The 12,356-nt window shown below is 69.9% G+C and carries 10 protein-coding genes; 7 read left to right on the top strand and 3 right to left on the bottom strand.

Translation table 11 applies throughout. The features are described from left to right. Positions 1–67: 67 nt before the first annotated feature. The 3 genes from ABD817_RS34280 to ABD817_RS34270 all read left to right on the top strand — a co-directional run bounded on the left by ABD817_RS34280 (position 68) and on the right by ABD817_RS34270 (position 2,588). A complete protein-coding gene (locus ABD817_RS34280) occupies positions 68–1,969 on the top strand; it encodes a hydantoinase B/oxoprolinase family protein (RefSeq protein ID WP_344922492.1) in 1,902 nt (633 codons plus the stop codon). Between the two features lie 40 nt (positions 1,970–2,009). After that, the gene (locus ABD817_RS34275) at positions 2,010–2,156 is read left to right on the top strand and encodes a hypothetical protein (RefSeq protein WP_344922491.1); all 147 of its coding nucleotides are present in this window, start codon (positions 2,010–2,012) and stop codon (positions 2,154–2,156) included. Positions 2,157–2,384: 228 nt separating this feature from the next. After that, positions 2,385–2,588: a cold-shock protein gene (locus ABD817_RS34270; RefSeq protein WP_343967313.1), complete on the top strand. Its 204-nt coding sequence runs from the start codon at positions 2,385–2,387 to the stop codon at positions 2,586–2,588. 502 nt (positions 2,589–3,090) lie between these two features. Here the strand turns inward: ABD817_RS34270 and ABD817_RS34265 are convergent. From ABD817_RS34265 to ABD817_RS34255, 3 genes are read right to left on the bottom strand one after another with little or no spacing between them, the layout of a single operon-like run. Next, the gene (locus tag ABD817_RS34265; protein ID WP_344922490.1) at positions 3,091–4,215 is read right to left on the bottom strand and encodes a serine hydrolase domain-containing protein; all 1,125 of its coding nucleotides are present in this window, start codon (positions 4,213–4,215) and stop codon (positions 3,091–3,093) included. 49 nt (positions 4,216–4,264) lie between these two features. Next, positions 4,265–5,086 carry an ABC transporter permease gene (locus tag ABD817_RS34260; protein WP_344922489.1) on the bottom strand — a complete coding sequence of 274 codons (822 nt, stop codon included), beginning with the start codon at positions 5,084–5,086 and terminating at the stop codon, positions 4,265–4,267. Further along, positions 5,083–6,027: an ATP-binding cassette domain-containing protein gene (locus ABD817_RS34255; protein ID WP_344922488.1), complete on the bottom strand. Its 945-nt coding sequence runs from the start codon at positions 6,025–6,027 to the stop codon at positions 5,083–5,085. The genes ABD817_RS34260 and ABD817_RS34255 overlap by 4 nt, the downstream gene beginning before the upstream one ends. Before the next feature lie 58 nt (positions 6,028–6,085). Between ABD817_RS34255 and ABD817_RS34250 the strand changes: the two genes are divergently transcribed. The 4 genes from ABD817_RS34250 (at position 6,086) to ABD817_RS34235 (ending at position 12,326) form a co-directional block, all read left to right on the top strand. Next, entirely contained in the window at positions 6,086–6,931 is an 846-nt protein-coding gene (locus ABD817_RS34250) for a TetR/AcrR family transcriptional regulator (protein ID WP_344922487.1), read from the top strand. A 774-nt stretch (positions 6,932–7,705) separates the two neighbouring features. After that, positions 7,706–8,863: a CaiB/BaiF CoA transferase family protein gene (locus tag ABD817_RS34245; RefSeq protein ID WP_344922486.1), complete on the top strand. Its 1,158-nt coding sequence runs from the start codon at positions 7,706–7,708 to the stop codon at positions 8,861–8,863. Positions 8,864–9,110: 247 nt separating this feature from the next. Beyond that, a complete protein-coding gene (locus tag ABD817_RS34240; protein WP_344922485.1) occupies positions 9,111–10,607 on the top strand; it encodes a carboxyl transferase domain-containing protein in 1,497 nt (498 codons plus the stop codon). A gap of 198 nt (positions 10,608–10,805) precedes the next feature. Then, complete coding sequence (locus ABD817_RS34235) at positions 10,806–12,326, top strand: MFS transporter (protein ID WP_344922483.1); 1,521 nt, start codon at positions 10,806–10,808, stop codon at positions 12,324–12,326. The last annotated feature ends 30 nt before the right edge of the window (positions 12,327–12,356 follow it).

Here is a 12,356-nt window from a genome sequence, read left to right as displayed (position 1 = left end):
GCGATAAGCGGAGTGGTCCTCGAGGGGCGAGTAGTCCGTGCAGTGAGCGAGGAGCGGTGAGCGACCGATGAGTGCACAGCGAACCCGGCGCGGTGAGGGACCGGCGACCACGGACGGGCGGCCGGTGAGCATGGCCGACCCGGTGCTGGTGGAGATCGTGGAGGGGACGCTCGCGTCGGTGGAGATGGAGGTGGAGACGGCCATCGCCCGTACCGCCCGCTCACCCATGATCCGCGACGCGCACGACTTCCGCGCGGGCATCCACGACGTACGGCTGCGCAAACTGACCGGCAGGTCCTACTCGGCGCTGGTCCAGCCGATCGTCAGGGACTTCCCGGTCGGCGAGATGAGACCCGGCGACGTGTTCTTCCACAACGACGTCTACCTGTCCGAGGGCGGCATCGGCCACCTGCCCGACCTGTGCGTGACGGTCCCGGTCTTCCACGATGGGCAGGTCGTCGCCTTCGTGCAGGCGTTCGGCCACCACGACGACATCGGCGGAGCGGTACCGGGCTCCATGCCGAGCAACGCGCGCAGCGTGTTCGAGGAGGGGCTGATGGTCCCGCCGATCAAGCTGTGGGACGAGGGCGTGCCCAACCGGGCGGCACTCACGATCATGACGCGCAACTCCCGGATGCCCGACTCCCTCGCCGGGGACCTGGACGCCGAGTGCTCGGCCTGCCTGATGGGCGCGCGGCGGCTGGGGGAGCTGTTCGACCGCTACGGGCGCGAGGCGGTCGAGGCGTGCTTCGACGCGATCGTCTCCAACACCACCGAGACGTTCCGCAGGGAACTGCTGGCCAAGATCCCCGAGGGCACGCACGTGTGGGAGGACTACGCCGAGCACGACGGCGTCGACGAGCCCCGCCTGCACACGCAGCGGATGACCCTCACCGTCGACCACTCCGCCGACTCGCCTCTGATCATCGACTTCACCGGCACCTCCCCGCAGGCCAAGGGCCCGATCAACCACGCGGGCGACTACGCCGACGGGGTGTTCCTGAAGAAGTGGCTCGCGCCGATCCTGCGCAACCTGGCCGACACCCCCGAGCGGATGGCCGAACTCGACGTCAACGAGGGGGTCGTGCCCCTCATCGAGATGCGGTTCCCCGAGAAGGGCACCCTGCTCACCCCTATTTTCCCCGCCCCCACCAACGCCCGCACGTTCGTGATCCTGCGCCTGCTGGGCGTGCTGGCGGGGGTGCTGGCCAAGGCGACCGGCGGCCGGATGCCCGCCGACCAGGAGACCATCCGCTACACCGGCGTCTACGGCGACGGCGCCGACGGCACCCCGTACCTGATGAGGGAGGTTCTCGGCGGTGGCTCCGGCGGCCGGTGGTACGCCGACGGTGAGGACACCATCCACGTGGTGCCCGACTCGCGCAACATCCCGGTCGAGTTCGCCGAGTCCCGCTGGCCGTTCCGGGTCGAGCGGCTCGGTCTGGCCCGCGACTCCGGCGGACCCGGCCTCTACCGGGGCGGCCTCGGCTACGACAAGCACCTGCGGATGCTCCGCGACGCCTCGTTCATGTCCATCGCCGACCGTTCGATCCTGTCGTGCTGGGGCGTGAACGGCGGCCGGGCCGGACGGCCCTTCGTCGTGGAGATCGAGGGCAGGGAGATGGAGGGCCTGGTGGACGACTCGCCGGTCCGCGCCGGTGAGATCATCCGGGTGCGCACCACGGGCGGCGGCGGCTGGGGCTCCCCGCTGGACCGCGACCCCGCCCTGGTGGCCGCCGACGTCCGCGACGGCAAGGTCTCCGCCGACGGCGCCCGCGACGACTACGGGGTCGTCCTGTACGGCGACCCCGACGACCTCCGGGTGGACACCGAGGCCACCGAGACCCGCCGCGCCGACCTGCGCGCCCTCCTCCAGGCCGATCCGGCGGCCCGGCCCTTCTTCGACCGGGGTCCGGGCTTCCCCACCCTGTCGGGCGGCCTGCCGTACGCGGAGGTGGACCTCAGGTGACACTCGCGGGACGGCTCATCCCCGGTGACGGAGGGTACGGGTGACGGTGAGACCGCCGAGGACGAGGGCACCGGAGATCGCGACGATCGCCGCCTTCGCCGTGATCGTGCTCCTGGACGCCGTGATCATGCTTCCGGGCGCGCGCAAGCGGGCATCGGCGCGTGGGGAACGGCCGGGCGGCGGATGATCGTCATCGGTTCCGTATCCCGGCCGGGGTGGGCTCGTGGGTTGCTCCGGACAGGTGCTAGCCTGGGCGTAGTTGCGGTTGTGGTACCCATGAAACTTTGTGTGCACCTGACGGATAACCCTTCAGGTGCATTTTGTTTTCCCGGTCATCTCCGGATGGGCTATCGCGGCGACGCGGGATCCACGCGGTGTGGATCCCGGCTCTGCCCCCTATCGAAGGAGAGTAATTATGGCGACCGGCACTGTTAAGTGGTTCAACTCCGAAAAGGGCTTCGGCTTCATCGAGCAGGACGGCGGCGGCGCCGACGTCTTCGCCCACTACTCCAACATCGCCACCCAGGGCTACCGTGAGCTGCAGGAAGGCCAGAAGGTCTCCTTCGACGTCACGCAGGGCCAGAAGGGCCCGCAGGCGGAGAACATCGTTCCCGTCTAGTAGCACCTGCACATCACGGGCCGGGGCCCGCACTTCTTCCGAGGTGCGGGCCCCGGCTCGTTTTGCATCCCTGTCCGTACACCGTGATTCACGGGGTGCCGGGGGCGGGAGCACCCTCGCGGGGCGATCCGACGACAATCGGTGACTTAAGTGAATACCGTCTCTGCGGGCACGGTGTCGGGGACGTGGTCGAAGGGAAAGTCCGAGCGGTGGCGGACTGTCCCGCAGGCGCAGTGATAACGGACATTCACGGCGTACATCTCGCCAAAAGCAGGAGCATTCCCGCAGATGCGGGACCGACAGGCCGTCCGAACACGGCGGCCACCCGGCCGCCAGGGTGTGCACCATGTCCATCAGGTCCAGGGCGTTGCGGCGTGTTGAGCTTGATCGGCTTTTCCCGCTCGTCGGGGTCATTGTGAGCGATCACGCCGTTGTCGCCGAACCCGAGCCACTGGGAGGAAGCGTTGTGGGTCTCGATCTTGTCGGTGGTCGCAGTGCCGGGTCAGCCGAGGGCGACGCCGTACATCGCCTTGATGATCTTGATGGGGATGTCCAAGGTCTTCGGCTCGATGTTGGTGTGGATGACGACGCTCCGCCGGCCGTCGCCGGTGCTCAGTGCGAGGGTGAAGGATCCCGGGAGTGTGCCGCTGACGCCACGCACGGTCAGGCCGTCCATCCCCGCGCTGTCGAACTCGATCACGCCGAGGCCATAGCGGGCGTGCGGCAACCAGACGACGCTGTCATTGGCGACCATGGTCCACATCTCGTGGTGCTGAGCCGGTGGCAGCAGGCCGCCGGTCGCGATCGCCTTGAGAAAGTGGGTCAGGTCTTCGGTGGTGGAGACGATGCCGCCGGCCGCCCAGCCCCATGAGGTGTTGAGCGCGGTGACGTCGACGGGCGGCTTGTCATGGTCGATCATTGACGCCCAGTTCTCCGCGGTGAGCGTCGCCGGGTCGACGCCATCCTTGAGGGCGCCGGCGACGTAGGCCGTGGGATGCGGGTGGAGATAGCCTGTGGCGTCGGCGGGCCGTACGTAGGTGTGGGTCAGGTCGAGCGGCCGGATGACCGTGCGTTCGACTTCGGCGGCGTAGGTGTTGCCGGTGACCTTCTCGATGATCGCGCCGGCCAGGTAGTAGCCGCCGTTGGAGTAGATGAACCGCTCGCCCGGCTCGCCGACCGGCGGCTGGGACACCGCGAGCTTCACCAGCTCGGAGGTGGTCCAGATGCGGGTTGGTCGCGCGGCGATGCTGTGTTGTAGTTCTGGTGCGAGGCCGGTGAGGAACAGGCCGCTGGTGTGGTTGAGCAGATGTCGGATGGTGATCTTGTCACCGTCGTAGCCGCCCGTCTCCATGACGCCGGGCAGCCATGTGTTCACCGGGTCCTCGAGGCTCAGCCTGCCTTCGGCTGCCAGGGCCAGTACGGTGGCGGCGGTGAAGGCCTTACCGGAGCTGCCGATGTGGAGGTGCTCCCCGGGCTGACGCCGATGCCCGGTGGCGAGGTCGGCCATTCCCGCGGCGCCGAACCATGTTCCGTCGGCGTCGTGAACTTCGGCGACGATACCGGGAATGCTGTCCTCGGCGGCCCAGTCCAGGATCTGCTGCACCTCTTCGTGGATGTTTTGTGCCATTTTGATGCCTTTCGGGGGAGAACACGCGGTCTGCAGATGCCTGGAGCGTTCAGCGTCCTCTGCGCGTGTAGGCGCGGAGCGACAGTGGGACGAAGATCACCAGTAGCGCGGCCGACCAGAGCAGGACGGCGGTCACCGGATACGCGAGTGGCCAGGCCACGTTTCCCGACGGGGCGCCCAGGTTGCCGAACAGCTCCCGTGAGGCGGCGGTGAGCGCGCTCACCGGGTTCCAGTCGGCCAGGAAGCGCAGCCAGCCCGGCATGCCGTCGGTCGGGACGAACGCGTTCGACAGCATCGTGAACGGCAGGAACAGCGGCACCATCGCGTCGGCGACCTGGTCGTTCTTCACCGCCAGGCCCACATAGACGCCCACCCAGCTCAGCGCGTACCGCAGCACGATCATCAGCAGGAACGCCTGGGCCGTGGGAATTAGGCCGCGGTGCGGCTGCCAGCCCACCAGCAGGCCCGCGCCCACCATGATGGCCAGCATCAGCAGGCCGATCAGCAGGTCGGCGCCGGTCTGCCCGAACGGCACCGCCAAGCGCGCCATCGGCATGGAGCGGAACCGGTCCATCACGCCTCGGGAGGCGTCGGTGGCCATCCGCGTCATGACCCCCATCACCGAGGAGAAGGTCACCATCGCGAACAGGCCGGGCATGAGGTACTCGCGGTAGTCGCCGCCGTCCGGCACCTGGATCGCGCTGCCGAAGACGTACCCGAACAGCACCACCATGACGGCCGGGAAGATCAGCGCCACGACGAGTTCGCCGGGATCGTGTCGCAGCCGTCCCAGCTCGCGGCCGACCAGGGTCAGCCCGTCGGTGAACGTCCACCGCAGGCGGCGGCCCAGCGGCGGGGCGAGGCCGGTCATCGGACCAGCTCCTTCCGGTCGGTGAGGCGTAGGAACACCTCGTCGAGGGTGGGGCGGCGCAGCCGCACGTCGGCTGCGGCGACCCCGGCGCGATCGAGCTCGCGCACGATGTCGGCGAGCCGGAAGCCGCCGCCCGGCAGGGCGACGCTGAGCCGGTCGGCGCCGGTCGTCGTGGGATCGGTCCCGGCCAGGGCCTTCAGCACGGTCGCCGCCGGACGCAGGGCGGCGGGGTCTTCGAGGACGACGTCGAGGCGGTCGCCGATCGTGGCCTTCAGCTCGTCGGGTGTGCCCGTGGCGATCACCTGTCCGTGGTCGACGACGGCGATGTCGTCGGCCAGTCGGTCGGCCTCGTCCAGGTACTGCGTGGTGAGCAGCACCGTGGTGCCGTCCGCCACCAGTTCGCGGACGTTGTCCCAGATCTCGCCGCGGCTGCGCGGGTCCAGGCCGGTGGTCGGTTCGTCCAGGAAGAGCACCTCGGGGCGCAGGATGAGGCTGGTGATCAGGTCGAGGCGGCGCCGCATGCCGCCGGAGTAGCCGGTGACCTGCCGATCGGCGGCGTCCATCAGACCGAAGCGTTCGAGCAGCTCGTCGGCCCGCCGGTGCGCCTCGCGCCGGGACAGGTGGGAGAGGCGCCCGAACATGCGCAGGTTGCCACGGCCGGTGAGCTTCTCGTCCACGGCGGCGTACTGGCCCGCGAGCCCGATCCTGGCGCGCACCTTGCCGGCCTCGCGGACGACGTCGTATCCGGCGATGCGGGCGTGCCCGGCATCGGGATCGGACAAGGTCGCCAGGATGCGCACCGCGGTCGTCTTCCCCGCGCCGTTGGGCCCCAGCACGCCGCAGACCGTTCCTCTCGGGACGCTCAGGTCCAGCCCCCGTAACGCATGGGTGTCGCCGAAGGACTTGTGCAGCCCCTCGGCGACCACGATCGGATCAGACATGACCCCTCCACTGGGTACGTTGTACGCGATTTCGGGTCAGGTTAGATTACTGGGTACCATGTACGCAACTGGGGAGGAGGAGACGGTGGCCGACGCCGAGTACGTGAACATCTGGATGCGGCCCGAACGCCCCGCCCGCGGGCCGAAGCCGGTCTACAGCCGCGCGCAGATCACCGAGGCGGCTATCCGGATCGCCGACGCCGAAGGGCTTGAGGCCGCCACCATGCGGCGGATCGCCGCTGAGATCGGCGCGGGCGCGATGTCCCTCTACCGGTACGTCCCGAGCCGCGACAACCTGGTCGAGCTCGTGGCCGACCGGCTGATGGGCGAGATCGACGTCGCGGGCATGCCCTCGGGCGACTGGCGCGCCGACCTGACCCGCTACGCCGACGGGCTGCGAGCCATGTGGCTGAGGCACCCGTGGATCGCCACCGTGCAGCGATCACTCCCCGGCCTGGGCCCCAACCAGCTGCTCTTGATCGAACGGCTGATGGGAGTGCTCGACGCCTTCGTCTCCATCGACGAGAACCTCGGCCTCGTGGCCATGCTGAACAGCTACGTTGAGGGCACCGTCCGCGAGGAGATCAGCTCGGCCGAGGAATTCCGCCGCAGCGGGCTCAGCGAGTCGGAGTGGATGGCGCGAAGCTACTCGTACGTCGATCGACTGGTGAAGAGCGGGGAGTACCCGATCTTCACCAAGATTGTGATGGAGGCGCGCCGGCCGCACCTGAGTCGCGACGACCAGTTCCGGTCCGGGCTCCAGCGTGTCCTCGACTGCATCGCCGCGGCCCTCCCGTCAACGGCCGAGTCTCCGATGCCGGCGCACCGAGAGGGGCGGGAAGAACAGGACGGGCGAGGGCAGGCTCGTAGCCGACCATCCGAGAGGGCATCAAGAGCGGAATAGACGTACAAGCCATCATGCGGCAAATCAGGAAAGTCTTCGGCGCTTTGCTTGATGGTGATTTTCCGCGAGATGCCGGCTGGACATCACAAAGAATGTGACCATGCTGTTCGGCAAAAGGTTGCCGTCGTCTACATGTGGGGCGGGACAACTCACTCACTGGCGACGTGGCTTCTCAGCTGTCGAGTCGTACCAACAGCTTCCTTGTCAACCGATGAACGCTATGAGGGTGGCCGGTGCTCCGTTGACGAGGAAGCTGTCGACGCTTGTTGACCTGCGGTTCTATGAGGGGAGAGGGGGGAAATTCTTTAGTTGCTCAGGGGGGTGATGCTTCGTCGTTGCGATGTTCATTCTCTGAAACGATCTAGATGTTGGCATTGTAACGAAGTCGAACGAGATCGTAGGTCTCTCGTGCCGCTTCCGCCGATGGGGAAAATTCCGCTTTTTGGGAGAAGTGCCGCATGGAAAGGCTTTTGGATCTCTGGTTGGCGGTCTGTGGTGGTCAGGCGGAGGGTTTGGTGTTGCGCCTGAGCGAGACGGTGCGTGGGTGATCCCCGGGCTCTCCGGCCGGAGGCGTACGGGAGTCGTACGGGAGGGGGATCGTGACTGATACATCCTCGTGATCTCGCCCCCTCCCGTCCCGTCCGGTGATGGTATGGGAGATCATGGGTGTTCCTCCGTCCGGATATCGTGCCAAGTGGTCTGATGACGAGCAAGCCGGGAGCGGGGGAGACGTCTTTCCGACCGGGTTCGGCCACCACGTACCGGAGGTTGATCTTGCAGGGAGCACTCGGCGACATCGTCGTCCTCGATCTCTCTCGCGCGCTCGCGGGCCCGCACGCCGCGCAGATGCTCGGTGACCTGGGCGCCCGCGTGATCAAGGTCGAGCATCCCGCGGGAGGTGACGAGTCGCGGGGCTGGGGTCCGCCGTTCGTGGGCCCCGACCACGACATCTCCACCTATTTCCTCGCGGCCAATCGCAACAAACAGTCGATCGCCGTCGATCTCAAGTCCGCCGAGGGCAAATCGCTCATCGAGCGGCTGGTGCGGCAGAGCGACGTGCTGGTGGAGAACTTCCGCACCGGGGTCCTGGACCGGCTGGGCTTCTCCGTCGAACGGCTGCACGAGCTCAACCCCCGCCTGGTCGTCCTGTCGATCACCGGTTTCGGCCATGACGGCCCGGAGGGCGGCAGGCCCGGCTACGACCAGATCGCGCAGGGCGAGGCGGGGCTGATGAGCCTGACCGGCCCGTCGGCCGAGGAGCCGTACCGGGTGGGCGCCTCGGTGGCGGACCTGCTCGGGGGCATCCACGGCGCGTACGGCGTGGTCGCCGCGCTCTACGAGCGGGAGCGGACCGGGCGGGGCAAGGTCGTGCGGACCTCGCTGCTGGCCGCGGTGACCGGGGTGCACTCCTACCACGGTACGGCCTGGACGGTGGGCGGCCAGGTGCCGCGGGCGGGCGGCAACCACCACGCCTCCATCGCCCCGTACGGCGCCTTCCACTGTGCCGACGGCATGATCCAGATCGCGGCGGCGAACGACGCGCAGTGGCGCAAGGTCGCCGCCTTGCTGGACATCGACCCATATGTCGCGAAATATGCGACCAACAGGGAGAGGTTTGCGCATCGGGACGAGCTGATCGCCGACATGGAGCAGGCGCTCGTCAAGCACGACAGAGGGCACTGGCTGGTCGCGCTCGGCGAGGCCGGGGTGCCCGCCGGGGCCATCAGGTCCCTCGACGAGGTCTACGCCTGGGACCAGACCCGCTCCCAGGGCCTGGTCGTCGAGGTGGACCACCCCGTGCTCGGCGTCATCGAGCTGCCCGGACCGCCGCTCCGCTTCGACGGCGACCCGCCCGTGCGCCACACCGCCCCGCCCGCCCTCGGCGAGCACGGAGACGAGGTTCTCGCCTGGCTGGAGGAGCGGGAGCGATGACAGGCACACCCCCCGCCCACGCCCGCGTGCCTTCCGGTGGAGCGTGGGCACCCTCCGCTCATGCCCGCGTGCCGTTCCACGGGGTGCGGGTATCCCCTCTCCGCGTGCGTGTGCCGTCCGGTGAAGCGCGGGTGTCCTCCGGCCGCGCCCGCGTGCCGTTCCACATAGCGCGGGCATCGTCTGCTCACGCCCACGTGCCGTTCCACATAGCGCGGGTGTCCCTCCTCCGCGCCCGCGGGGCGCGGGCATGACCCCGGCACGGCCCGACGCGCGCACGCTGATCGACACCTTTCTCGATCCCGGGACGTGGGTGTCGTGGGACGAACCGCCCGCCGATCCCGCCGCGCCCGGTTCGGGGTACGCCGAGGAGCTGGCCGCGGTCCGGGCCAAGACGGGATACGACGAGTCGGTGATCACCGGAGAGGGCCTGCTGGAGGGGCGCCGGGTGGCGATCGTCGCGTGCGAGTTCTCCTTCCTGGCCGGTTCGATCGGGGTGGCCGCCGCCGAGCGGCTCACCGCCGCGGTCGAGCGGGCCACCGCCGAGAAACTCCCGCTGCTCGCCGCCCCCGCCTCTGGCGGGACCCGGATGCAGGAGGGCGCGGTGGCCTTCGTCCAGATGGTGAAGATCACCGCCGCCGTGGCCGCGCACCGCGCCGCGGGGTTGCCGTACGTCGTCTACCTGCGCCATCCCACCACCGGCGGCGTCTTCGCCTCCTGGGGGTCGCTCGGGCACGTCACCGCCGCCGAGCCGGGCGCGCTGATCGGCTTCTTGGGGCCGAGGGTGTTCGAGTCGCTGCACGGCTACCCGTTCCCCGAGGGCGTCCAGGTCTCGGAGAACCTCTTCGCCCACGGCCTGGTCGACGCCGTCGTGTCGGCGGAGGACGCCCGGCGGGTCGCCGTACGGGCGCTCGCCGTGCTGTGCGCCCCCCGTCGAGGCCTGGATCCGGGGCCCGAGCCGGACGAGCGGGTCCCGACGGTCCAGGCGTGGGACGCGATCAGCCGTTCCCGCCGCGACGACCGCCCCGGGGTCCGGGCGCTGCTCAAGCTCGGCGCCTCCGACGTCACCCCGCTCAACGGCACCGGCGTGGGCGAGAACGACCCCGGGCTCATCCTCGCCCTGGCCAGGTTCGGCGAGGCTCCCGCGGTCGTGCTCGGTCAGGACCGGCGGCACCAGCGGATCGACGCCCCGCTCGGCCCGGCCGGGCTCCGGGTCGCCAGGCGGGGCATGCGTCTCGCCTCCGGGCTGGGGTTGCCGCTGGTCACCGTGATCGACACCGCCGGGGCCGCGCTGTCCAAGGCGGCCGAGGAGGGTGGCCTGGCCGCGGAGATCGCGCGTTCCGTGGCCGACCTGGTGATGCTCGACGCCCCGACCGTGTGCCTGCTGCTGGGGGAGGGCGCGGGCGGTGCCGCCCTCGCGCTGCTCCCCGCCGACCGGGTGCTCTGCGCCCAGCACGGCTGGCTGTCGCCGCTGTCTCCCGAGGGGGCCTCGGCGCTGCTGTACCGGAGCGTCGACTTCGCCTCGGAGATCGCCGCGGCGCAGGGTGTGAGATCCACCGACCTGCGCCGGAACGGCCTCGTTGACCGGATCATCCCGGAGTTCCCCGACGCCGCCTACGAGCCGGAGGCGTTCTGTGTCCGGGTCGCGCGCACCCTGGAGTACGAGATCGCGGGACTGCTGGGACAGGCCCCCGCCGACCGCCTCGCCGCCCGGCTGGCCCGTTACCGAGGGCTCGGCGTGAGCTGAGGGACCCGCTGCCGTGGGTTCGGCGTGAGCTTGAGGGATCGCGGGTTCAGCGTGAGCTGGGGGAACGGGCGTCATGCCCGCCGGTCCCGCACCGGTGGGCATCGGTCTCACCTGTCCGGGCACCGGTCGCCCTCCGGCGTCACGGCACGGCCGTCGGCGCTTGACCTCAATCATGGTTGAGGTTCCATCCTGATGGCCATGACCATGACCATGACCAATCCGGCCACGGCGGGAAGGCGGGAGTGGGCCGGCCTCGCGGTGCTGACACTGCCCGCCCTCCTCGCCTCCCTCGAACTGACCGTGACGAACCTCGCGTTACCCGCCATCGGCGAGGATCTGGCGGCGAGCGGCACCCAGCTGTTGTGGATCGTGGACGTCTACGCCTTCCTGCTGGCCGGGTCGCTCGTCACCATGGGCGCGCTGGGTGACCGGATCGGCCGCCGCCGGTTGCTGCTGATCGGGGCGGTGGCGTACGGCGTGGCCTCGGTCCTGGCCGCCTACGCGCCCGACGCGGGGAGCCTGATCGTCGCACGGGCGCTGATGGGGGTCGCCGGATCGACGCTCATGCCGTCCACGCTGTCCCTGGTCACGTCCATGTTCGCCGATCCACGACAGCGGGCGGTGGCCATCGGGGTCATCGTCGCCGCCGTCTCGGGAGGTACGGCGATCGGCCCGCTGGTGGGAGGGTGGCTGCTGGAACGGTTCTGGTGGGGGTCGGCGTTCCTGCTGGCCGTACCCTTCATGACGCTGCTGCTGATCGCGGGTCCGGCGCTGCTGCCGGAGCGCCGGGACGCCGTCACGAGGCGGCTGGACGTGGCCGGCGCACTGCTGTCACTGGGCGCGGTGCTGCCGGTGGTCTACGGGCTCAAGCAGATCGCGGCCGACGGCCCCGAGGTGACGTCCGCGGTCGCGGTCGTGACCGGGCTCGCGCTGGCGGGGGCCTTCGTCCGCAGGCAGCGCACGCTCGCCGATCCCCTCGTCGATCTGCGCCTTTTCGCCGGACGGACGTTCAGCGCCGCGGCCGGCACGCTGGCACTCGGCATCTTCGTCCTGTGGGGTTCCAACTACGCCGTCGCGCAGTATCTGCAACTCGTACACGGCCTGTCACCCCTGGAGGCGGGCCTGTGGACGGCGCCCTCGGCGGCGGGTGTCATCGCCGGATCCCTCCTGGCTCCCCGGATCGCGCGGAGGGTCCGCCCCTCCGTCGTGATCGCCACGGGACTGGCGGTGTCCGCCGTCGGCCATCTCGTGCTCACCCGGACGCAGGGGGCGGACGGGCTCGCCGTCCTGGTGGCCGGGACCGTCGTCGTCTCCGCGGGGCTGGGGCCGATGATGGCGCTCGCCACCAACCTGGTCATCGGCTCCGCGCCGCCTCACCGGTCCGGCGCCACGGCGGCGATCGCCTCGGTGGTGCCCCAGCTCGGCGGCGCGCTCGGCATCGCGGTCCTCGGCAGCGTCATCACCGCGGTCTACCGGGGGCGGATCTCATCGGCCCAGGTGCCCGAGGTGGCCCGGGTGCCCGAGGTCGCACACGACAGCCTCAGCGCCGCGGTGGCGGTCGCGGAAAGCCTTCCCGAACGTCTCGCGTCCGGGCTTCTCGGCACGGCACGCGCCGCGTTCGTCCAGGGCTTCCACCTGACCGCGGCGATCAACGCCGTCCTGATGGCGGGGATCGCCCTGCTGGTCGTGATCCTGCTCCGCGAGGACGTCCGGCGCTGAGGCACTCCGGCCGACGTCCCCCACCCCGCG

Source organism: Streptosporangium oxazolinicum, assembly GCF_039537505.1.
Classification (GTDB): domain Bacteria; phylum Actinomycetota; class Actinomycetes; order Streptosporangiales; family Streptosporangiaceae; genus Streptosporangium; species Streptosporangium oxazolinicum.
This window is presented reverse-complemented; position numbering and strand designations above follow the sequence as displayed.